At 42.9% G+C, this 18,884-nt stretch carries 33 protein-coding genes; 31 read left to right on the plus strand and 2 right to left on the minus strand.

The features are described 5' to 3' along the window. The first annotated feature begins 9 nt into the window (after positions 1 to 9). The 30 genes from rpsJ (at position 10) to rplQ (ending at position 14,776) form a co-directional block, all read left to right on the plus strand. The gene (gene rpsJ, locus QVD32_RS04570; RefSeq protein ID WP_008862860.1) at positions 10 to 315 is read left to right on the plus strand and encodes a 30S ribosomal protein S10; all 306 of its coding nucleotides are present in this window, start codon (positions 10 to 12) and stop codon (positions 313 to 315) included. A gap of 18 nt (positions 316 to 333) precedes the next feature. Next, entirely contained in the window at positions 334 to 948 is a 615-nt protein-coding gene (rplC, locus tag QVD32_RS04575) for a 50S ribosomal protein L3 (RefSeq protein ID WP_008862859.1), read from the plus strand. Next, entirely contained in the window at positions 948 to 1,568 is a 621-nt protein-coding gene (gene rplD, locus QVD32_RS04580) for a 50S ribosomal protein L4 (RefSeq protein ID WP_008862858.1), read from the plus strand. Before rplC ends, rplD begins: the two co-directional genes overlap by 1 nt. Before the next feature lie 17 nt (positions 1,569 to 1,585). After that, a complete protein-coding gene (gene rplW / locus QVD32_RS04585) occupies positions 1,586 to 1,876 on the plus strand; it encodes a 50S ribosomal protein L23 (RefSeq protein ID WP_008862857.1) in 291 nt (96 codons plus the stop codon). Between the two features lie 7 nt (positions 1,877 to 1,883). Continuing rightward, the gene (gene rplB, locus QVD32_RS04590) at positions 1,884 to 2,708 is read left to right on the plus strand and encodes a 50S ribosomal protein L2 (RefSeq protein WP_008862856.1); all 825 of its coding nucleotides are present in this window, start codon (positions 1,884 to 1,886) and stop codon (positions 2,706 to 2,708) included. Between the two features lie 20 nt (positions 2,709 to 2,728). Then, entirely contained in the window at positions 2,729 to 2,998 is a 270-nt protein-coding gene (rpsS, locus tag QVD32_RS04595; protein ID WP_008862855.1) for a 30S ribosomal protein S19, read from the plus strand. A 44-nt stretch (positions 2,999 to 3,042) separates the two neighbouring features. Beyond that, the gene (gene rplV / locus QVD32_RS04600; protein ID WP_118686969.1) at positions 3,043 to 3,453 is read left to right on the plus strand and encodes a 50S ribosomal protein L22; all 411 of its coding nucleotides are present in this window, start codon (positions 3,043 to 3,045) and stop codon (positions 3,451 to 3,453) included. 7 nt (positions 3,454 to 3,460) lie between these two features. Continuing rightward, the gene (gene rpsC, locus QVD32_RS04605; RefSeq protein ID WP_008862853.1) at positions 3,461 to 4,186 is read left to right on the plus strand and encodes a 30S ribosomal protein S3; all 726 of its coding nucleotides are present in this window, start codon (positions 3,461 to 3,463) and stop codon (positions 4,184 to 4,186) included. Between the two features lie 13 nt (positions 4,187 to 4,199). Then, positions 4,200 to 4,631, plus strand: a complete 432-nt coding sequence (gene rplP / locus QVD32_RS04610; RefSeq protein WP_008862852.1) for a 50S ribosomal protein L16 — start codon at positions 4,200 to 4,202, stop codon at positions 4,629 to 4,631. Positions 4,632 to 4,634: 3 nt separating this feature from the next. Continuing rightward, a complete protein-coding gene (gene rpmC, locus QVD32_RS04615; RefSeq protein WP_008862851.1) occupies positions 4,635 to 4,832 on the plus strand; it encodes a 50S ribosomal protein L29 in 198 nt (65 codons plus the stop codon). A 17-nt stretch (positions 4,833 to 4,849) separates the two neighbouring features. Then, positions 4,850 to 5,107, plus strand: coding sequence for a 30S ribosomal protein S17 (gene rpsQ / locus QVD32_RS04620; protein WP_008862850.1), 258 nt, complete (start codon positions 4,850 to 4,852; stop codon positions 5,105 to 5,107). A 2-nt stretch (positions 5,108 to 5,109) separates the two neighbouring features. Continuing rightward, entirely contained in the window at positions 5,110 to 5,475 is a 366-nt protein-coding gene (gene rplN / locus QVD32_RS04625; RefSeq protein ID WP_008862849.1) for a 50S ribosomal protein L14, read from the plus strand. Positions 5,476 to 5,496: 21 nt separating this feature from the next. Further along, positions 5,497 to 5,817, plus strand: coding sequence for a 50S ribosomal protein L24 (gene rplX, locus QVD32_RS04630; protein ID WP_008862848.1), 321 nt, complete (start codon positions 5,497 to 5,499; stop codon positions 5,815 to 5,817). Next, entirely contained in the window at positions 5,817 to 6,374 is a 558-nt protein-coding gene (rplE, locus tag QVD32_RS04635; protein ID WP_008862847.1) for a 50S ribosomal protein L5, read from the plus strand. The genes rplX and rplE overlap by 1 nt, the downstream gene beginning before the upstream one ends. Before the next feature lie 3 nt (positions 6,375 to 6,377). After that, positions 6,378 to 6,647, plus strand: coding sequence for a 30S ribosomal protein S14 (gene rpsN / locus QVD32_RS04640; protein WP_008862846.1), 270 nt, complete (start codon positions 6,378 to 6,380; stop codon positions 6,645 to 6,647). Positions 6,648 to 6,705: 58 nt separating this feature from the next. Further along, complete coding sequence (gene rpsH, locus QVD32_RS04645; RefSeq protein WP_008862845.1) at positions 6,706 to 7,101, plus strand: 30S ribosomal protein S8; 396 nt, start codon at positions 6,706 to 6,708, stop codon at positions 7,099 to 7,101. Positions 7,102 to 7,120: 19 nt separating this feature from the next. Beyond that, positions 7,121 to 7,675 (plus strand): 50S ribosomal protein L6, encoded by a 555-nt coding sequence (rplF, locus tag QVD32_RS04650; RefSeq protein ID WP_008862844.1) that lies wholly within the window; start codon positions 7,121 to 7,123, stop codon positions 7,673 to 7,675. A 19-nt stretch (positions 7,676 to 7,694) separates the two neighbouring features. Then, positions 7,695 to 8,036 carry a 50S ribosomal protein L18 gene (gene rplR, locus QVD32_RS04655; protein WP_008862843.1) on the plus strand — a complete coding sequence of 114 codons (342 nt, stop codon included), beginning with the start codon at positions 7,695 to 7,697 and terminating at the stop codon, positions 8,034 to 8,036. Between the two features lie 5 nt (positions 8,037 to 8,041). After that, the gene (gene rpsE, locus QVD32_RS04660; protein WP_021891301.1) at positions 8,042 to 8,560 is read left to right on the plus strand and encodes a 30S ribosomal protein S5; all 519 of its coding nucleotides are present in this window, start codon (positions 8,042 to 8,044) and stop codon (positions 8,558 to 8,560) included. A 15-nt stretch (positions 8,561 to 8,575) separates the two neighbouring features. Then, positions 8,576 to 8,752, plus strand: coding sequence for a 50S ribosomal protein L30 (rpmD, locus tag QVD32_RS04665; protein ID WP_008862841.1), 177 nt, complete (start codon positions 8,576 to 8,578; stop codon positions 8,750 to 8,752). A 30-nt stretch (positions 8,753 to 8,782) separates the two neighbouring features. Then, complete coding sequence (gene rplO, locus QVD32_RS04670) at positions 8,783 to 9,229, plus strand: 50S ribosomal protein L15 (protein ID WP_021891300.1); 447 nt, start codon at positions 8,783 to 8,785, stop codon at positions 9,227 to 9,229. A 4-nt stretch (positions 9,230 to 9,233) separates the two neighbouring features. After that, on the plus strand, positions 9,234 to 10,556 hold the full coding sequence (gene secY / locus QVD32_RS04675; protein WP_008862839.1) for a preprotein translocase subunit SecY: 1,323 nt from the start codon (positions 9,234 to 9,236) through the stop codon (positions 10,554 to 10,556). A gap of 15 nt (positions 10,557 to 10,571) precedes the next feature. After that, a complete protein-coding gene (gene map, locus QVD32_RS04680; protein ID WP_021891299.1) occupies positions 10,572 to 11,354 on the plus strand; it encodes a type I methionyl aminopeptidase in 783 nt (260 codons plus the stop codon). Positions 11,355 to 11,361: 7 nt separating this feature from the next. Continuing rightward, positions 11,362 to 11,580 (plus strand): translation initiation factor IF-1, encoded by a 219-nt coding sequence (gene infA, locus QVD32_RS04685; protein WP_008862837.1) that lies wholly within the window; start codon positions 11,362 to 11,364, stop codon positions 11,578 to 11,580. A gap of 11 nt (positions 11,581 to 11,591) precedes the next feature. Next, positions 11,592 to 11,708, plus strand: coding sequence for a type B 50S ribosomal protein L36 (gene ykgO, locus QVD32_RS04690; protein ID WP_008862836.1), 117 nt, complete (start codon positions 11,592 to 11,594; stop codon positions 11,706 to 11,708). Positions 11,709 to 11,746: 38 nt separating this feature from the next. Further along, on the plus strand, positions 11,747 to 12,127 hold the full coding sequence (gene rpsM / locus QVD32_RS04695) for a 30S ribosomal protein S13 (RefSeq protein WP_008862835.1): 381 nt from the start codon (positions 11,747 to 11,749) through the stop codon (positions 12,125 to 12,127). A 9-nt stretch (positions 12,128 to 12,136) separates the two neighbouring features. Further along, complete coding sequence (gene rpsK / locus QVD32_RS04700; protein WP_008862834.1) at positions 12,137 to 12,526, plus strand: 30S ribosomal protein S11; 390 nt, start codon at positions 12,137 to 12,139, stop codon at positions 12,524 to 12,526. A gap of 120 nt (positions 12,527 to 12,646) precedes the next feature. After that, positions 12,647 to 13,252: a 30S ribosomal protein S4 gene (gene rpsD / locus QVD32_RS04705; RefSeq protein WP_008862833.1), complete on the plus strand. Its 606-nt coding sequence runs from the start codon at positions 12,647 to 12,649 to the stop codon at positions 13,250 to 13,252. Between the two features lie 11 nt (positions 13,253 to 13,263). Then, the gene (locus QVD32_RS04710; protein ID WP_008862832.1) at positions 13,264 to 14,256 is read left to right on the plus strand and encodes a DNA-directed RNA polymerase subunit alpha; all 993 of its coding nucleotides are present in this window, start codon (positions 13,264 to 13,266) and stop codon (positions 14,254 to 14,256) included. Between the two features lie 4 nt (positions 14,257 to 14,260). After that, a complete protein-coding gene (rplQ, locus tag QVD32_RS04715) occupies positions 14,261 to 14,776 on the plus strand; it encodes a 50S ribosomal protein L17 (protein ID WP_021891298.1) in 516 nt (171 codons plus the stop codon). Positions 14,777 to 14,779: 3 nt separating this feature from the next. On the opposite strand, the gene QVD32_RS04720 is transcribed toward rplQ, so the two are convergent. Together QVD32_RS04720 and QVD32_RS04725 are read right to left on the minus strand one after the other, a co-directional pair. Further along, positions 14,780 to 14,908, minus strand: a complete 129-nt coding sequence (locus tag QVD32_RS04720) for a hypothetical protein (protein ID WP_021891297.1) — start codon at positions 14,906 to 14,908, stop codon at positions 14,780 to 14,782. 219 nt (positions 14,909 to 15,127) lie between these two features. Next, entirely contained in the window at positions 15,128 to 17,026 is a 1,899-nt protein-coding gene (locus QVD32_RS04725) for a choice-of-anchor J domain-containing protein (protein ID WP_147401583.1), read from the minus strand. A gap of 310 nt (positions 17,027 to 17,336) precedes the next feature. On the opposite strand from QVD32_RS04725, the gene eno reads away from it, so the two are divergent. Then, entirely contained in the window at positions 17,337 to 18,617 is a 1,281-nt protein-coding gene (gene eno / locus QVD32_RS04730; protein WP_021891091.1) for a phosphopyruvate hydratase, read from the plus strand. The last annotated feature ends 267 nt before the right edge of the window (positions 18,618 to 18,884 follow it).

Raw genomic sequence — 18,884 nt, forward strand, 5'->3', positions numbered from 1 at the left:
AATATCAATATGAGCCAAAAAATCAGAATTAAATTGAAGTCTTACGATCATAACTTGGTTGATAAATCGGCCGAGAAAATCGTGAAGACGGTGAAAGCTACGGGAGCAGTAGTGAGCGGGCCGATTCCTCTACCTACTCACAAACGTATTTTCACGGTAAACCGCTCGACTTTCGTAAATAAAAAATCGAGAGAGCAATTCGAGTTGTCTTCATTCAAACGTCTTATTGACATTTACAGTTCTACTGCAAAGACTGTGGATGCGTTGATGAAGTTGGAATTGCCGAGCGGAGTAGATGTAGAAATTAAAGTGTGATTAAAAAATTAAGTAGAAATGCCAGGATTATTAGGAAAAAAAATCGGAATGACATCCGTTTTCAGTGCCGAGGGTAAAAATGTACCATGCACTGTTATCGAAGTTGGTCCTTGTGTAGTTACGCAATTGAAAACCGTTGAAAAAGACGGGTACGAGGCTGTGCAAGTAGGATTTATCGACAAGAAAGATAAACACACTACCAAGCCCGAAGCCGGTCATTTCAAGAAAGCAGGCGTAACGCCCAAGAGACACTTGGCCGAGTTCAAATTCGACACCGAATATAAATTGGGCGATACGATTGCTGTCGATTTGTTTGAAGGTGCGGAGTACGTAGATGTAATCGGCGTATCAAAAGGAAAAGGTTTCCAAGGTGTAGTTAAGCGTCATGGCTTCGGTGGTGTGGGACAAACCACTCACGGTCAGCATAACCGCTTACGTGCCCCCGGTTCTATCGGTGCATGTTCATATCCAGCCCGTGTATTCAAGGGTACACGTATGGCCGGCCAGATGGGTAATCACCGCGTAACCGTGCAAAACCTCCAAGTGTTAAAAGTAATACCCGAACACAATCTTTTGCTTATTAAAGGATCTGTGCCCGGAAGTAAAGGTTCAATCGTAATAATTGAGAAATAATGGAACTGAGCGTATATAACATTAAAGGTGAGGACACAGGTAAGAAGGTTGTTTTGGACGATGCTGTATTTGGTATCGAACCCAATGATCACGCCGTATATCTCGATGTGAAACAATACTTGGCAAACTTGCGTCAAGGTACTCACAAATCAAAAGAAAGAAGCGAAGTATCTGGTAGTACCCGTAAGTTGAAAAGACAAAAAGGTACGGGAGGTGCTCGTAGCGGAGATATCAATTCTCCTGTGATGGTAGGTGGTGGCCGTGTATTCGGTCCTAAACCTCGTGACTATCGTTTCAAATTGAACAAGAAAGTAAAAGCGCTTGCTCGTAAATCGGCATTGACTTACAAGGCTCAGGACAATGCGATCGTAGTAGTCGAAGACTTTTCTTTCGATGCTCCTAAGACCAAAGAGTTCGTGAACTTGCTCAAAAATTTGCAAGTTGCTGATAAAAAGTCACTTTTGGTTTTATCGGAACAAAATAAAAACGTATATTTGTCGTCCCGTAATCTCACGGGAGCAAATGTTATAACGGTTTCGGAACTCAATACATACAAAGTGTTGGATAACAAGGCTTTGGTTTTGACTGAAAGTACGGTAGCCGCTATAAATAACTTTTGATGTAAGGAGGCTTGAATATGGGAATAATAATTAAACCTATCGTAACGGAGAAAATGACAGCCATGGGCGAAAAATATAATCGTTATGGTTTCCGCGTTGATCCGAAAGCAGATAAACTGCAAATTAAAAAAGCAGTTGAAGAAATGTACAATGTTACTGTTGTATCGGTAAACACGATGAATTATCGTGGAAAAAACAAGAGCCGTTATACCAAGACGGGCCTTATTTCCGGTAGAACGGCTGCTTATAAAAAAGCCCTAGTTACATTGAAAGAAGGAGAAACTATTGATTTTTATAGCAATATCTAATTGAACAATGGCAGTAAGAAAATTAAAGCCCACAACACCGGGGCAAAGACACAAAATTATTGGTGCATTTGATACTATCACTGCTAGCGCGCCAGAAAAATCTCTTGTAGTAGGTGTCAGAAAATCGGGTGGTCGTAACAATGAAGGGCATTTGACAATGCGCTATATCGGAGGCGGTCACAAGAGAAAATACAGACTTATCGACTTCAAGAGAAATAAAGACGGTGTACCCGCTACTGTAAAGACAATCGAATACGATCCTAACCGTTCGGCTCGTATCGCGTTGTTGTTTTATGCAGACGGTGAGAAACGTTACATTATTGCACCCAACGGCTTGGAAGTTGGAGCAACCTTGATGTCTGGCGAAAATGCGGCTCCCGAAGTAGGAAATGCATTGCCGCTGAAAAACATACCTATCGGTACTGTTATTCACAACATCGAGTTACGTCCGGGACAAGGAGCCTTTTTGGTTCGTTCGGCCGGTACATTCGCTCAGTTGACTTCGAGAGAAGGCGATTATGCAATTATCAAATTACCTTCTGGAGAAACCAGAAAGATCCTCGCAACCTGTAAAGCTACTATCGGTAGTGTAGGAAATTCGGACCACGCACTCGAACGTTCGGGTAAAGCCGGCCGCTCTCGCTGGTTGGGCCGTCGTCCTCGCAACCGTGGTGTTGTGATGAACCCTGTTGATCACCCCATGGGTGGTGGTGAAGGACGTGCATCAGGAGGACACCCCAGATCTAGAAAAGGTTTGTATGCAAAAGGTTTGAAGACCAGAGCTCCGAAGAAACACTCTTCGAAGTATATTATTGAAAGAAGGAAAAAGTAATCTGATAAATTGACAACAACATGAGTCGTTCATTAAAAAAAGGCCCATATATCAGTGTGAAGCTGGATAAAAAAGTTGCTGCCATGGAGGCATCAGGCAAGAAGTCTGTTATCAAAACATGGTCGCGTGCATCTATGATTTCTCCCGATTTCGTAGGTCATACTTTTGCAGTACACAATGGTAATAAATTTATTCCCGTATATGTTACCGAAAACATGGTGGGGCACAAACTCGGTGAGTTCGCTCCTACACGCACATTCCGCGGCCATGCAGGTAACAAGAAAAAATAAGGCCTGAGGGAATGCGAGTTTTAATACAATTAAAGAATTGAAAAATGGGTGCAAGAAAAAGAGAATCAGCCAATAGAAGGAAGGAAGCTCTGAAAACTCAATATTTCGCCAAGTTGAATAATGTTCCCACATCTCCCCGTAAAATGCGTTTGGCCGCAGATATGGTAAGAGGTATGGAGGTATTCAAAGCTCTCGGCGTGTTGAAGTTCTCGAATAAAGAAGCTTCGCAAAGACTGGAAAAACTGTTGCGTTCTGCCATTGCCAATTGGGAGCAAAAGAACGAACGCAAAGCCGAAAACGGAGAACTTTACATCTCTACGATCTATGTGGATTGTGCAGCGATGCTTAAACGTCTTCGTCCGGCTCCGCGAGGAAGAGGTTACAGAATTCGTAAACGTTCGAACCATGTAACATTGTTTGTTGATACAATAAATAAAAACGATAACAAAAACTAATTGCTGGATGGGACAGAAAGTAAATCCGATAAGTAACCGTTTGGGAATCATCAGAGGTTGGGATTCCAATTGGTATGGCGGTAAAAACTATGGTGACAGGTTGTTGGAAGACAGCAAGATCCGCAAGTATTTGAATGCCCGTCTTGCAAAAGCCAGCGTTTCACGCATAGTTATAGAACGTACGTTGAAATTGATAACCATTACCGTGTGTACCGCTCGTCCGGGACTTATTATCGGTAAAGGTGGCCAAGAGGTAGACAAACTCAAAGAAGAATTGAAGAAAATTACCGATAAGGACGTACAAATCAATATCTACGAAGTAAAACGCCCCGAGCTTGATGCCGAAATAGTAGCTAGTAATGTCGCTCGTCAAATCGAAGGCAAGATAGCTTACCGTCGTGCTGTCAAAATGGCTATCGCATCGACTATGCGAATGGGAGCCGAAGGTATCAAAGTGCAAGTATCGGGTCGTTTGAACGGAGCTGAGATGGCTCGTTCCGAAATGTACAAAGAAGGTAGAACCCCCCTTCATACATTGCGTGCCGATATTGACTATGCATTGGTAGAAGCTCATACGAAAGTGGGAGTTATCGGTGTTAAGGTTTGGATTTGCCGTGGCGAAGTTTACGGAAAAAAAGACCTTGCTCCTGCATTCACCAACAGTGCCAAAGAAGCACGCGGTGGAAATGGCGCTCCGAAAAAGGGCTTCAGAAAACCCAAAACTAACCGCTAAACGAAATTGAACTATGTTACAACCGAAAAAAACTAAATTCAGAAGACAGCAAAAAGGTCGCCAAAAGGGTAACGCCCAAAGAGGTAACCAGCTGGCTTTCGGATCTTTCGGCATCAAGTCGTTAGATACTAAATGGATTACAGGTCGTCAAATCGAGGCCGCTCGTGTTGCTGTAACTCGTTACATGCAACGTCAAGGACAGATTTGGATCCGTATATTCCCCGATAAACCTATTACTAAGAAGCCGGCCGATGTACGTATGGGTAAAGGTAAAGGTAATCCCGAAGGATTCGTATTCCCTATTACTCCGGGTCGTGTAATCATCGAAGTAGAAGGTGTGCCTTATGAGATAGCCAAAGAAGCTTTACGCCTCGGTGCACAAAAGCTTCCTGTAACTACTAAGTTCGTTGTTCGTCGTGACTACGACGCCAGTCAAAATGTGTAAGTTATGAAAAAAGCAGAAATTAAAGAATTAGGCTCCAAAGAGTTACAAGAAAGATTGGATGCAGCGGTAGCTGCTCTCAACCAGTTGGAGATCACCCACAGCATTTCGCCGTTGGATAGTCCTGCTAAAATAACTCACGAACGCAGGATGATTGCGCGTATGAAAACCGAGTTGCGCAAACGGGAACTTAATAAAAAATAATCAGCCACATATCTAAGATGGAAAGTAGAAATTTAAGAAAAGAGAGAATCGGTGTGGTTTCCAGCAACAAGATGGAAAAAACGATCACGGTGACCGTGAAGTGGAAAGAAAAACACCCGATTTATGGTAAATTCGTGAATAAGACGAAGAAATACCATGCTCATGACGAGAAGAACGAATGCAACATCGGTGATACCGTGAGGCTGATGGAAACTCGTCCTTTGAGCAAAACAAAGAGATGGAGATTAGTAGAAATCATCGAAAGAGCTAAGTAATTATGATACAACAAGAATCAAGACTTACAGTAGCTGACAACAGCGGAGCTAAGGAAGCTCTTTGTATTCGTGTGTTGGGAGGAACGGGACGTCGTTACGCTTCGGTAGGCGATGTTATCGTCGTAGCGATAAAGAGCGCTATCCCTTCGAGCGATGTGAAAAAAGGTGCCGTATCGAAAGCTATTATCGTGCGCACGAAAAAAGAAATCCGTCGTCAAGACGGGTCGTACATTCGCTTCGATGACAATGCATGCGTATTGTTGAATAATGCAGGTGAATTGCGCGGCAGTCGTATTTTCGGCCCGGTGGCAAGAGAGTTGCGTGCCGTGAACATGAAAATCGTGTCGTTAGCACCCGAAGTACTTTAATCGAATAAAGTTAAAGATTAAATGAGCAAGTTACATATTAAAAAGGGAGATACAGTCTATGTAAACGCCGGTGAAGACAAAGGCAAGACCGGTCGTGTCCTGAGCGTGTTGGTGAAAGAACAACGTGCTATCGTAGAAGGTATCAATATGGTCTCCAAGAGTACCAAACCTAATGCCAAAAACCCTCAGGGAGGTATAGTGAAAAAAGAAGCTCCTATTCATATTTCCAATTTGAATCCTCTGGATCCGAAGACGGGTAAACCCACTCGTATCGGCCGGAAGAAAAATGAAGCAGGCGTTTCAGTACGTTATTCTAAAAAATCAGGAGAGGAGATTAAGTAATGAGCAATACCGCAAATCTGAAAAAAGATTATCTCGAAAGAATCGTGCCCGCCTTGCAGAAGGAGTTTAATTATTCCACGGTTATGCAGGTGCCTGTTTTGAAAAAGATCGTGATCAATCAAGGTCTTGGAGAAGCTACGGCCGACAAGAAAATCATCGAAACCGCCATCAATGAGTTGACGGCCATCACCGGTCAGAAAGCAGTGGCTACACTCTCGCGCAAAGATATTTCGAATTTTAAACTTCGTAAAAAAATGCCTATCGGCGTGATGGTAACCCTCCGTCGCGAACGCATGTACGAGTTCCTCGAACGTCTGGTGCGTGTGTCTCTTCCCCGTATCCGCGACTTCAAAGGTATCGAAAGCAAACTCGATGGGCGAGGAAATTATACCCTCGGAATTCAGGAACAAATTATTTTCCCTGAAATTAATATCGATAGTATTACCAAAATTATGGGAATGAATATTACCTTTGTAACCTCTGCCAAAACAGATGAAGAAGGGTATGCTCTTCTCAAAGCATTTGGTTTACCTTTTAAAAACGCAAAAAAAGACTAAGATATGGCAAAAGAATCGATGAAAGCTCGTGAAGTGAAGAGAGCCAAATTAGTTGCCAAGTATGCCGAAAAGAAAAAACAGCTTAAAGCAGAAGGTAATTATGAGGCACTTCAACTGTTGCCGAAAAACGCTTCGCGTGTACGTCTGCACAACCGTTGTAAAATCACCGGTCGTCCCAAAGGATATATCCGTCAATTCGGGATATCCCGTATACAGTTTCGCGAAATGGCTTCGGCTGGACTTATCCCGGGCGTAAAAAAAGCAAGCTGGTAATTATTTTTAGTGTTAAATATTGTCCGGAGAATCCGGATCAATTTAAACAAATTTTTATATGACAGATCCAATAGCAGATTATCTGACAAGATTGAGAAACGCCATCAAAGCTCATCACAGAGTTGTTGAAGTGCCGGCCTCGAAATTGAAAAAAGAAATCACGAAAATCCTTTTTGAAAAAGGCTACATTCTTAATTACAAGTTTGTAGAAGACGGTCCCCGAGGCACGATCAAGATTGCCTTGAAGTATGACCCCGTAAACAAAGTGAGCGCAATCCAGAAACTCATTCGCATATCGAGTCCGGGTTTGCGTCGTTACACCGGTTATAAAGATATGCCGCGTGTATTGAACGGTTTGGGTATTGCGATTCTCTCTACCTCGAAAGGCGTTATGACTAATAAAGAAGCCAGCGACCTGAAAATAGGTGGAGAAGTATTATGTTACATTTACTAATTAAAAGGAGGTATATATTATGTCAAGAATAGGAAAATTGCCCATAGTAATACCCGCCGGAGTTACCGTTACTATTTCCGGAAATGAGGTAAAAGTAAAAGGACCCAAAGGGGAATTGGTACAGACCGTATCGCCCGAAATTAAAGTTGAAATGGTAGACGGGGAAATTCATGTGACCCGGCCTAACGATGAGAAACAAACTCGCGCCCTTCATGGCCTTTACCGTGCGTTGATTCACAATATGGTAGTCGGCGTATCCGAAGGTTATAAAAAAGAGTTGGAACTTGTCGGTGTAGGTTACCGTGCACAAAGTCAAGGTCAAGTGCTTGAACTTTCGCTCGGTTATTCTCACGCCATCTTTTTGAGACTTCCTGCCGAAATAAAGGTAGAAGCAAAATCAGAGAGAAATAAAAACCCGTTGATTATTCTCGAATCGTGCGACAAACAACTGATCGGCCAAGTATGCGCCAAAATCCGTTCGTTCCGCAAACCTGAACCTTACAAGGGTAAAGGTATCAAGTTCGTTGGTGAGGTAATCCGCAGAAAATCGGGTAAATCGGCAGGCGCCAAATAATCATTAAACAGGTATTATCATGACAACGAAGATAGAAAGAAGAATTAAAATCAAAACCCGTATACGTGGTAAAATATCCGGTACGGCCGAGCGTCCTCGTATGACGGTGTTTAGAAGTAATAAGCAAATATATGTGCAATTGGTCGACGACCTTGCCGGGAAAACGCTTGCCGCAGCCTCTTCGAGGGGTATGGAAGCCGCTCCTAAAAAAGAGTTGGCTGCAAAAGTGGGACAGGAAATCGCCAAGAAAGCACAGGAAGCCGGTATTACCTCGGTTGTTTTTGACCGCAACGGTTACCTGTATCATGGGAGAGTAAAAGAATTAGCTGATGCTGCCCGCAATGGCGGCCTTAAATTTTAATCGTCATGACAGGAAAAAATAATAGAGTAAAGTCAACAAATGACATTGAGTTGAAAGACCGTTTGGTTGCTATCAACCGTGTAACGAAAGTGACCAAGGGTGGTCGTACTTTCAGCTTTTCGGCAATTGTTGTGGTAGGTAACGAAGCCGGTATCGTAGGCTGGGGCTTGGGTAAGGCGAGCGAAGTAACCACGGCTATCGCCAAAGGCGTGGAAGCTGCTAAGAAAAATCTCGTGAAAGTTCCGGTGCTCAAAGGTACTATCCCTCACGATCAATTGGCAAAATTCGGTGGAGCTCTCGTATATATCAAGCCCGCTTCTCCGGGTACTGGAGTAAAGGCCGGTGGTGCTATGCGTGCCGTTCTTGAAAGTGTGGGTATTACCGACGTGCTTGCGAAGTCGAAAGGTTCGTCCAATCCTCACAATTTAGTGAAGGCTACGATCGCTGCATTGTGCGAATTGAGAGATGCTGCTACAGTCGCTCAAAACAGAGGTATCTCTGTTGAAAAAGTCTTTAAAGGTTAATACGGAGGACAAGCAATGGAAAAAATAAAAATCAAACAAGTTAAAAGCCGCATCAATTGCCCTGCTGTACAGAAAAAGACTCTTGATGCACTGGGCCTTAAAAAACTCAACAGTGTTGTAGAGCACAACGCTACTCCCCAAATCTTGGGTATGGTAGAGAAGGTTAAACACCTTGTAAAAGTAGTTGAGTAATTTTATCCATCGATTAAAAAAATAACAAATATGGACTTGAGTAATTTAAAACCCGCCGAAGGGTCAACCAAAACAAGAAAGAGAATCGGTCGTGGACCGGGTTCGGGTTTGGGCGGAACTTCTACCAGAGGTCATAAAGGAGCAAAGTCGCGTTCGGGTTACAAACGTAAGATCGGCTTTGAAGGTGGTCAGATGCCACTTCAACGCCGAGTTCCGAAATTCGGTTTCAAGAATATAAACCGTGTAGAATATAAAGCTATCAATATCGATACTTTACAAGCTCTGGCCGATAGCCAAAGGCTCGATAAAATTGGTATTGAAACACTTGTCGCTGCCGGATTTATTTCGTCGAAACAGTTAGTGAAAATTCTTGGTAAAGGAGCTCTTACGGCTAAATTGGAAGTCAGTGCCCACGCATTTTCCAAAACAGCCGAAGCTGCTATCGTTGCCGCAGGTGGAACAGTAGTCAAACTCTAATACAATGAGAGCAATAGAAACTATAAAAAACATTTGGAAAATCGAAGATCTGCGTAAGCGTATCATCACCACGATTTTGTTGGTGCTGGTATATCGCGTTGGATCATACGTCGTGCTTCCCGGTATCGATCCTGCTAATTTGGACGCATTGCGCAGCCAAACGAGCAAAGGGTTGATGCAGTTGCTCGATATGTTTTCGGGAGGAGCATTCTCCAATGCTTCTATATTTGCATTGGGTATTATGCCTTATATCACCGCCTCGATTGTTATCCAACTCTTGGGTATGGTGATGCCCTCGTTCCAGAAGCTGCAACGCGAAGGCGAGAGCGGTCGTACGAAACTTAACCAATACACCCGCTATTTGACCGTTATCATTCTGCTCATGCAAGGACCTGCCTATTTGGTGAACCTTAAAGTGCAGATGGGTTCGGCCTTATTCCCCTCCGGTTGGTTGTTTATAGTTTCTTCTACAATCGTGCTTGCCGCTGGTAGTATGTTTATTATGTGGTTGGGCGAACGTATTACCGATAAAGGTATTGGAAACGGTATTTCGTTTATAATCCTTGTCGGTATTATCGCACGTTTGCCGCTGGCTTTCGCCGCTGAGTTTACGAGCCGTTTGGCCTCTAAACAAGGTGGTCTTGTGATGTTCCTTATCGAGATTATTTTCTTGTTGGCCGTAATCGCCGCAGCGATACTTCTTGTACAAGGTACACGGAAAGTCCCCGTACAATATGCTAAACGTATTGTTGGAAATAAACAATATGGAGGAGCCCGCCAGTATATTCCGTTAAAGGTAAATACAGCCGGTGTAATGCCTATCATTTTTGCTCAGGCGATTATGTTTATACCCATTACAATCGCGGGATTCAGCGCCTCGAATGCAAGCTCGTTTTGGAGTTCTTTCATGTCGATGACAGGGTTTTGGTATAACTTCGTGTTCGCAATCCTTATTATCCTCTTTACCTACTTCTATACGGCAATAACGGTTCAGCCTACACAAATGGCGGAAGATATGAAACGAAACAACGGCTTTATCCCCGGTGTCAAACCCGGAAAGAAAACAGCCGATTATCTCGACTCTATTATGTCGAGAATCACGTTGCCCGGTTCTATCTTTTTGGCTATTGTAGCTATTTTGCCCGCTTTTGCTCAAATATGCGGAGTCAGCGCCGAGTTCTCACAATTCTTCGGTGGAACCTCTCTCCTCATTTTGGTAGGTGTGGTATTGGATACCTTGCAACAGATTGAGAGCCATTTAATGATGCGCCATTACGACGGCCTGATGAAATCGGGTAAAATAAAAGGACGTAGCGGAGCTTATTAAAAAAGGATACAGGTAATGATTTATCTTAAAACAGATGAAGAGATAGAGTTGATGCGAGAGAGTAATCTCTTGGTGGGTATGACTTTGGGCGAAATGGCCAAGTGGATCGCACCGGGGATTACTACGCTGAAACTCGATAAGATAGCCGAAGAATTTATCCGGGATCATGGTGCTCAGCCAGGATTTCTGGGTTATGGAGGCTTTCCCAATACGCTCTGCATCTCAGTGAATGAAGTGATTGTGCACGGCATTCCCAACAGCTATGCATTGAGAGAGGGAGATATTGTTTCTATTGATTGTGGTGCTGTAAAGAATGGATTTAACGGAGACTCGGCCTACACATTTTGTGTGGGGGAAGTAGTCCCGGAGATCAGACAATTGCTCAAAACCACGAAAGAATCGCTCTATTTAGGCATCGAACATGCTGTTGAAGGAAAACGTATAGGTGATATCGGCCATGCCGTCCAGACCTATTGTGAAGCCCGTGGATATTCTGTCGTGAGAGAGTTGTGTGGACATGGTATCGGAAAAAAACTTCACGAGGAGCCCAACGTCCCCAATTATGGACGACCGGGAACAGGTCCGTTACTGAAAAATGGCATGTGTATTGCCATTGAGCCTATGATAAATATGGGATCACGCAATATTGTCATCGAACGAGACGGTTGGACGACCCGTACAAGAGACCGTAAACCGGCGGCCCACTTCGAGCATACGATAGCGATCAAGGGAGGGAAAGCCGATATACTATCTTCTTTTGAATACGTAGAGCAAGTTTTAGGAGAAAAATCAATATAACTAATATATGGCGAAACAATCTGCAATAGAACAAGATGGTGTAATCGTGGAAGCATTGTCGAATGCTATGTTCCGCGTGGAGTTGGAAAACGGGCATGAAATAACCGCCCATATTTCGGGAAAGATGCGTATGCACTTTATAAAGATACTCCCGGGAGATAAGGTAAGGATAGAAATGTCTCCTTATGATTTAACCAAAGGAAGAATTGCTTTTAGATATAAATAAAAAACAATAATATGAAAGTAAGAGCATCATTGAAAAAACGTACGCCCGATAGCAAAATCGTGAGAAGACACGGCCGCTTGTACGTAATTAACAAGAAAAATCCTAAGTATAAACAACGTCAAGGATAATTTTATTATTAATTTTGCAAATTAAAAGATTCTAATATATGGCAATAAGAATTGTTGGTGTAGACCTGCCGCAAAATAAAAGAGGAGAAATCGCCTTGACCTATATCTATGGTATCGGTCGTAGTGCGGCGAATTCTATTTTGAGTAAAGCCGGCATTGACAGAGACATCAAAGTTAAGGATTGGACCGACGATCAGTCGGCAAAGGTACGTGAAATCATTAGTACCGAGTATAAGGTGGAAGGTGACCTTCGTACCGAAATACAATTGAATATTAAACGTCTTATGGATATCGGTTGTTATCGTGGTATCCGTCATCGTATCGGTTTGCCTGTGAGAGGCCAAAGTACCAAGAATAACGCCCGTACGCGTAAAGGTAGAAAGAAAACCGTTGCAAATAAGAAAAAAGCTACTAAATAATAAGTAAGTATGGCAAAGAAAACAGTCGCAGCAAAGAAGAGGGTTGTTAAGGTTGATGCCGTTGGCCAAGCCCATATCCATTCTTCGTTCAACAACATCATTGTAACGCTTGCCAATAGCGAAGGACAAGTGATCTCTTGGTCTTCGGCAGGTAAAATGGGCTTTAGAGGCTCTAAGAAAAATACTCCTTATGCCGCTCAAATGGCCGCACAAGATTGTGCAAAGGTGGCTTTTGATTTAGGTTTGAGGAAAGTAAAGGCCTATGTAAAAGGTCCCGGAAACGGTCGTGAATCGGCTGTGAGAACTATACATGGCGCTGGTATCGAAGTAACCGAGATTATCGATGTTACGCCGCTGCCGCACAATGGTTGTCGTCCTCCTAAAAGAAGAAGAGTTTAATTTTTCTTTATTTGTAAACAGAGAATCCCGAACAGTGAATAGATTGCATATTAATCCTCTCTGCAATCGCGGCTGCACTTTTCTCGGTTCGCAATATTATAATTATTAAAAATTTTAGAAATGGCAAGATATACCGGACCTAGAACAAAAATCGCTCGTAAATTCGGCGAAGCTATTTTTGGCCCCGATAAAGTTCTTACGAAAAAGAACTATCCCCCGGGACAACATGGCATCAATAAAAGAAGAAAAACTTCTGAGTATGGTGTTCAGCTTCGTGAGAAACAAAAAGCTAAATACACGTATGGTGTATTGGAAAGACAATTTAGGAATCTGTTTGAGAAAGCTTCGCGTACTAAGGGTGTGAAAGGTGAAGTGCTCCTTCAATTGCTCGAAGCTCGTCTCGACAATGTCGTATTTCGCTTGGGTATAGCACCCACACGTGCAGCTGCCCGTCAGCTCGTTTTACATCGTCATATCGTAGTCGATGGCAAAGTGGTGAATATCCCGTCGTATTCGGTAAAACCGGGACAAGTAGTAGGCGTTCGTGAGAAAGCCAAATCTTTGGAGGTAATAGCCGATGCACTTGCTGGATTTAATCACAGCAAATATCCTTGGTTAGAATGGGACGAAAGCTTGAAAAGCGGTAAATTGTTGCATTTGCCCGAGAGAGCCGATATCCCTGAAAATATCAAAGAACAGTTGATCGTTGAGTTGTATTCTAAATAATAATTGATTCCATGGCGATATTAGCATTTCAAAAACCCGATAAAGTATTAATGCTGGAAGCGGACAATTTTTTCGGTAAATTCGAATTCCGTCCGTTGGAGCCCGGTTACGGTGTTACCGTAGGTAACGCTTTGCGCCGTATTCTCCTCTCCTCGCTCGAAGGCTTTGCGATTACGTCGATTCGCATCGACGGGGTAAAACATGAGTTTTCTACGATTCCCGGTGTAATCGAGGACGTGACGAATGTGATTCTGAACCTTAAAAAGGTGCGGTTCAAACAGGTCGTTGAAGAAATCGAGAATGAAAAAGTAACCATTACTGTTTCGGGTACGGAAGTGTTCAAGGCAGGAGATATCGGTAAGTCTCTTACCGGTTTTGAAGTTTTGAACCCCGACTTGGTTATTTGCCATTTGGATTCAAGCGCAAGTTTTCAAATAGATATCACTATCAACAAAGGCCGTGGTTATGTCCCCGCTGACGAGAACCGCAATCCGGCCGATGATGTAAATGTAATTCCCATCGACTCTATTTACACACCGATTCGGAATGTGAAATATGCTGTTGAAAACTTCCGTGTAGAACAGAAAACGGACTACGAAAAACTGATTTTAGAGATTACAACCGATGGTTCCATTCACCCCAAAGAAGCGTTGAAGGAAGCCGCTAAAATTCTTATTTATCACTTTATGTTGTTCTCTGACGAGAAAATTACGCTCGAGACCAATGATGCCGATGGTAATGAAGAATTTGATGAAGAAGTATTGCACATGCGTCAGTTGCTTAAAACCAAACTGGTCGATATGGATTTGTCAGTACGTGCGCTCAACTGCTTAAAATCGGCCGATGTCGAAACTCTTGGCGAATTGGTAGTATTCAATAAGACCGATTTATTGAAATTCCGTAACTTCGGTAAGAAGTCGTTGACAGAGCTCGATGAACTTTTGGCGAACTTGAATCTTTCGTTCGGAATGGATATCTCGAAGTATAAATTAGATAAAGAGTAAAACGATGAGACATAATAAAAAATTCAACCACTTGGGTCGTACCAAAGCTCACCGCGACGCTATGTTGTCCAATATGGCTACTTCTTTGATTCTTCACAAAAGAATCTTTACCACGTTGGCCAAAGCCAAAGCGTTGAGAGTGTACGTTGAGCCTCTGATCAATCGCGCAAAAGAAGATACTACCGCTTCTCGTCGTGTAGTTTTCCGCTATTTGCAGAGCAAAGAGGCTGTTACAGAATTGTTCAAAGAAATTTCGGTGAAGATAGCCGATCGCCCCGGAGGGTATACCCGTATTTTGAAGACAGGTAATCGCTTGGGCGATAACGCTAAAACTTGCTTCATTGAGCTTGTTGATTACAATGAAAACATGCTTAAAGAAAAAGTCGCTAAGAAAGCAACTCGTACGCGTCGTTCCAAAAAGAGTGCCGCTCCTGCTGCTGTGACTGCCGAGGCTCCTGCGAATGAGGCTCCTGTATCCGAAGCACCTGCAACTCCTGTCGAAGAGAAAGCAGCAGAATAAACTTTATTGCTTCATATATGGAAAAGAAAAGGCTCCCGATAACGGAGCCTTTTCTTTTTTAGGAAGGAGTATAGAGGGTATCAGAGAGAGTATCGTTCCTTCTGCCGGTTCTTTGTTATGGTAGAGAAACATTTTTTCTGTGTATTATTGTACCGTAGAGAGATTGCTATGTATTATACTATATGGCTTATGATAATGCCGTTGTTCATAGGCTCATAGGGTCGCAAATGTTTCTGAATGAATTTGTGTTTTGTAGATGGGTAAAAAAAGGAACTGAAAATACAATTCAGTTCCTTTTTTATGATTACATTTCGTATTACCGAAATGGATATAAGTCTTGTTACAGGCTTGTTATTTCACGACAACTTTGGTTGCGAATTGGCCGACTTTTACGATATAAATGCCGGGAATCGTCGTTAAATGACAATCTGTCTCTGTGACTTTTTGTGTAGAGATAAGTCGTCCGTCAGGTGTGAAAATAGAGAGCGTTTGTCCATTTGCTCCTGTTACGATAATTTTTCCTGTACCTCCGTATATTTTAGTAGAACTATCGACGATTGTTTCGATTCCGCTTCCATTTAGATTGTCGATACGGATATTGTCGATGAGTATATAGGGCAAGAGAGCGTGATGCGAAAAGAGTCTCAGTTGTATAATTTGGTCTTTATAGTCGTTCAGAGAAACCTCGACTTTTACCCACCCGTCTTTGTCGGACAGCTCGTACATTTTGAATGTTTTCAGAAGAGTAGGGTTTCCGTTGTGTACGACCGATACGCTTAGCTCGTTATTGTTTACTTCGTCTTCTCCTATGATATTGTATATATAGAACGTTAAGGTAGGAGTGGTGAGCCCGCTAAGGTCTATTTTCCCGGTGTCGAAAGTTCCGGTATCTTCTGAGTAAGAGCCCTCCGAACCCAGAAATCCGTTGTCTCCATCTTGCGATTCAATCTCCGAGTCTTCGGTTGTATAAGTACTCCATAAAGCATAGTCTTCGGGGTAAATACCGAAGATGTGGGATGCTTTCCCTTCTGCGAATGATTCGTGATAGGGGGTGGAATAAGCCGGTCCGATGGGTAAGAGGGGAGAATAGACGTAGTTTGAGATTCCTCCTTTGGTCTCGGCGACTACCGAATATTGGACAAAGGTTTGAACGGAGGTGTCATCGAGTGCTTTGAATGTTTTGGAAGTCCCGCTGATGTTTGAGAACAAAAGATTCGACTGGGAGCCTTCGCTGTAAATTCGGTAAGTTACAAATTCGGGATCGAGATTATTTCCTCGTATGTCGGTGGTAACGGGAGTCCAGCCGATAGTTACTTCTCCGGGAGTAGATGTTTCTACGAGCGTGATTCCGGTAGGATCCGAAGGTTCGAGTGTGCCTACGAATGCTTTCGTTTCGACGGCAGGGCTTTCTCCCGAAGCATTTACAGCAATGGCAGAATAAGTGTAACGGGAGCACTCGGGGACTTCGTCCACGAATGTCAGTTCCGAACCGGGTTCAGGGGTAGAGAATGTTTTTATCAGATTGCCGTCTCGCATGAGTTTCACACTTTCGAGCTCTGTTAGATCTTGTCCGTTCAGGTCAAGAGTAGGAGCCGTAAGGGATATATCGGCTTTCAGCTCGCCGTTGGTACGAGTATTAACCACGAGATTCGATGGGGCGGAAGGAGTAGAGGCTCCGGCGGCAGCGCCAACGGTTAAGTTGTTAACGGATATGGAGTATGTGTCGGCGGAGCTACAACCATGAATGCCGATATAATAAATCCCACTTTCTGTTGGTGAGATAGTTCCGGTATAAGCCTTGTAAACCGTATGTGCTATCGAAGTTTTTTCTATAATGGGGTTGACCAGAGCTTCGGGTGTTTTATCCTTACCGAACATGATTTCAAAAGTTTCTTGCGTAGTCTCGTTTCCTGTCAATATATTTACGGAAAAACTATACATTTTACCGCCTTCGAGGTTCAGTGCCGGGGTAATCAACCAATCGTCCATCGCCAATTCGGAGTTGTAGGAGATTTGTACCTTCCCAAAATAAGGCTCCCATTTTGTTCCGTCTTGATTGCTGTCGATGATTGTATAGCTTTCTAAAAAACTTTCGTCGGCAAATGTTTCGGAATAGGGTGGCGTTAAAGGCTCCGCTTGGGCGTTTTGTGCGGTTGTGACAGATTGACTGACTTGTGATGTCGCACTTAGTCCTAATGACATAGCGGCGCATAGAGATAAAGCCGCCCTTTTAATGTAATGAATTCTCATAATTGTGAAAATTTAATTAATGGTTGGTACTATGATAGATTAACTCATGTATATATTTTCCCTGTCTCTCTCAAACCTTTAAAACAAATTTATAGACAAAAGAAAAATGTATGAATATGTTGAAGTTAAAAATGTATAAAATCTGTCTAGAATAATACAGTTTGGAGTATTTCTTTTCAATTGGAATAAAATCGATATTAGACTTATTTGTTTGATAAGATGGATAAAAATCGTATCTTGCCAAGAAAACAAAAGCGATTGTTTTTGTGTTTACTATTATAATACAGTTATAAACTAAATAAAGACCAATATGAAAATAGAAACGATCAAAGCTCGTGAAATTCTCGACTCTCGGGGAAATCCCACGGTAGAAGTAGATGTGATACTCGATTCTGGTATTATGGGGCGAGCTGCGGTTCCTTCTGGCGCTTCGACAGGAGTGCATGAAGCCCTTGAATTGAGAGATGGTGATAAGAACCGATATGGAGGAAAAGGTGTGGAAAAAGCAGTTCGTCATGTTAATGACGTCATTGCCAAAGCTTTGAAAGGAGCTAATCCATTTGAACAAAGTAGCATAGATTCGGCTTTGATAGCCCTCGACGGTACTGCTACGAAATCGAAATTGGGGGCGAATGCTATATTGGGTGTCTCTTTGGCGGTTGCCAAAGCTGCGGCAGCACAATTGGGAATGCCGTTATATCGATATGTAGGAGGTGTCGATACTTATGTGATGCCTGTTCCTATGATGAATATCATCAATGGTGGTTCGCATTCCGATGCGCCTATTGCGTTTCAAGAATTTATGATTCGTCCTGTCGGGGCCGCTTCGTTCAAAGAGGCGCTTCGCATGGGAGCCGAAGTTTTTCATGCGCTGAAAAGCGTTTTACACGCTAAGGGATTGAGTACCGCTGTCGGTGATGAAGGCGGTTTCGCGCCTGCATTGCCGGGAACGGAGGCAGCGATAGAGACGATTCTCGAAGCCATTAGCAAAGCCGGATATATGCCCGGCAGAGATGTGAAAATTGCTTTGGATTGTGCTTCGTCGGAATTTTATATCGATGGAGTGTACGACTATACTAAGTTTGAAGGAGCTAACGGTGTGAAGCGGACGACACAGCAGCAAGCCGAATATTTGCAAGACCTCATTTTGCGTTATCCGATAGATTCGATTGAAGATGGCATGAGTGAAGAAGATTGGGACGGTTGGCGGTTATTGACCGATTTGATTGGAGATAAATGTCAGCTTGTGGGGGACGACCTTTTTGTCACCAATGTCGAATATCTTACAAAAGGTATACGCCAACATTGTGCTAATTCCATTTTGGTAAAGCTGAATCAGATAGGTACGTTGACCGAGACGTTGAGGGCTGTCCAATTAGCACAGCGCAATGGATATACGGCTGTTATATCGCATCGTTCTGGGGAAACCGAAGATGCCACTATTGCCGATATTGCGGTAGCCACTAATGCTGGGCAAATAAAAACAGGTTCACTGAGCCGCTCCGATCGTATGGCCAAATACAACCAACTTTTACGGATCGAGGAACAATTAGGAGATATTGCTCAATATGGATATAAGCAGGTAAACTAGTCAAAAGTTAGGAAAAAGAAAAGAAAATCCCAATACTTAAATAGTAATGGGATTTTTTTTGGAAAAAATGTTTAATTATAAAATCGTGAGGTACAGTCTATTGTATAATTTTCATGTTATACAGCATAAAAAAGTGGGAAAAAAATTTGGAGCGGAGTAGGAAAATGAATTAACTTTGCAACCGCAAAAGAGGAAACGGGGCACGCTCCGGGGAACTTTTTGTCAAGTTCATTGAAGGAATTGAAGAAGCAAGTGTAGTACAGTAAA

The sequence above is a fragment of the Barnesiella sp. genome (genome assembly GCF_022723415.1).
GTDB lineage: Bacteria > Bacteroidota > Bacteroidia > Bacteroidales > Barnesiellaceae > Barnesiella > Barnesiella intestinihominis.

Bases quoted from the DNA above. Each gene is read 5' to 3' on its own strand.
- map (WP_021891299.1), top strand. From the start codon at position 10,572: ATGATTTATCTTAAAACAGATGAAGAGATAGAGTTGATGCGAGAGAGT.
- QVD32_RS04725 (WP_147401583.1), bottom strand. From the start codon at position 17,026: ATGAGAATTCATTACATTAAAAGGGCGGCTTTATCTCTATGCGCCGCT.
- rplE (WP_008862847.1), top strand. From the start codon at position 5,817: ATGAGCAATACCGCAAATCTGAAAAAAGATTATCTCGAAAGAATCGTG.
- rpsD (WP_008862833.1), top strand. From the start codon at position 12,647: ATGGCAAGATATACCGGACCTAGAACAAAAATCGCTCGTAAATTCGGC.
- rpsK (WP_008862834.1), top strand. From the start codon at position 12,137: ATGGCAAAGAAAACAGTCGCAGCAAAGAAGAGGGTTGTTAAGGTTGAT.
- eno (WP_021891091.1), top strand. From the start codon at position 17,337: ATGAAAATAGAAACGATCAAAGCTCGTGAAATTCTCGACTCTCGGGGA.
- rpsH (WP_008862845.1), top strand. From the start codon at position 6,706: ATGACAGATCCAATAGCAGATTATCTGACAAGATTGAGAAACGCCATC.
- rplQ (WP_021891298.1), top strand. From the start codon at position 14,261: ATGAGACATAATAAAAAATTCAACCACTTGGGTCGTACCAAAGCTCAC.
- rpmD (WP_008862841.1), top strand. From the start codon at position 8,576: ATGGAAAAAATAAAAATCAAACAAGTTAAAAGCCGCATCAATTGCCCT.
- rpsE (WP_021891301.1), top strand. From the start codon at position 8,042: ATGACAGGAAAAAATAATAGAGTAAAGTCAACAAATGACATTGAGTTG.
- rplB (WP_008862856.1), top strand. From the start codon at position 1,884: ATGGCAGTAAGAAAATTAAAGCCCACAACACCGGGGCAAAGACACAAA.
- rplV (WP_118686969.1), top strand. From the start codon at position 3,043: ATGGGTGCAAGAAAAAGAGAATCAGCCAATAGAAGGAAGGAAGCTCTG.
- rplO (WP_021891300.1), top strand. From the start codon at position 8,783: ATGGACTTGAGTAATTTAAAACCCGCCGAAGGGTCAACCAAAACAAGA.
- rplN (WP_008862849.1), top strand. From the start codon at position 5,110: ATGATACAACAAGAATCAAGACTTACAGTAGCTGACAACAGCGGAGCT.
- rpsJ (WP_008862860.1), top strand. From the start codon at position 10: ATGAGCCAAAAAATCAGAATTAAATTGAAGTCTTACGATCATAACTTG.
- rpsQ (WP_008862850.1), top strand. From the start codon at position 4,850: ATGGAAAGTAGAAATTTAAGAAAAGAGAGAATCGGTGTGGTTTCCAGC.
- rpsC (WP_008862853.1), top strand. From the start codon at position 3,461: ATGGGACAGAAAGTAAATCCGATAAGTAACCGTTTGGGAATCATCAGA.
- ykgO (WP_008862836.1), top strand. From the start codon at position 11,592: ATGAAAGTAAGAGCATCATTGAAAAAACGTACGCCCGATAGCAAAATC.
- rpsS (WP_008862855.1), top strand. From the start codon at position 2,729: ATGAGTCGTTCATTAAAAAAAGGCCCATATATCAGTGTGAAGCTGGAT.
- rplF (WP_008862844.1), top strand. From the start codon at position 7,121: ATGTCAAGAATAGGAAAATTGCCCATAGTAATACCCGCCGGAGTTACC.
- rpsN (WP_008862846.1), top strand. From the start codon at position 6,378: ATGGCAAAAGAATCGATGAAAGCTCGTGAAGTGAAGAGAGCCAAATTA.
- infA (WP_008862837.1), top strand. From the start codon at position 11,362: ATGGCGAAACAATCTGCAATAGAACAAGATGGTGTAATCGTGGAAGCA.
- rplP (WP_008862852.1), top strand. From the start codon at position 4,200: ATGTTACAACCGAAAAAAACTAAATTCAGAAGACAGCAAAAAGGTCGC.
- QVD32_RS04720 (WP_021891297.1), bottom strand. From the start codon at position 14,908: ATGTTTCTCTACCATAACAAAGAACCGGCAGAAGGAACGATACTCTCT.
- rplR (WP_008862843.1), top strand. From the start codon at position 7,695: ATGACAACGAAGATAGAAAGAAGAATTAAAATCAAAACCCGTATACGT.
- rplC (WP_008862859.1), top strand. From the start codon at position 334: ATGCCAGGATTATTAGGAAAAAAAATCGGAATGACATCCGTTTTCAGT.
- rplD (WP_008862858.1), top strand. From the start codon at position 948: ATGGAACTGAGCGTATATAACATTAAAGGTGAGGACACAGGTAAGAAG.
- QVD32_RS04710 (WP_008862832.1), top strand. From the start codon at position 13,264: ATGGCGATATTAGCATTTCAAAAACCCGATAAAGTATTAATGCTGGAA.
- secY (WP_008862839.1), top strand. From the start codon at position 9,234: ATGAGAGCAATAGAAACTATAAAAAACATTTGGAAAATCGAAGATCTG.
- rplW (WP_008862857.1), top strand. From the start codon at position 1,586: ATGGGAATAATAATTAAACCTATCGTAACGGAGAAAATGACAGCCATG.
- rpsM (WP_008862835.1), top strand. From the start codon at position 11,747: ATGGCAATAAGAATTGTTGGTGTAGACCTGCCGCAAAATAAAAGAGGA.
- rplX (WP_008862848.1), top strand. From the start codon at position 5,497: ATGAGCAAGTTACATATTAAAAAGGGAGATACAGTCTATGTAAACGCC.
- rpmC (WP_008862851.1), top strand. From the start codon at position 4,635: ATGAAAAAAGCAGAAATTAAAGAATTAGGCTCCAAAGAGTTACAAGAA.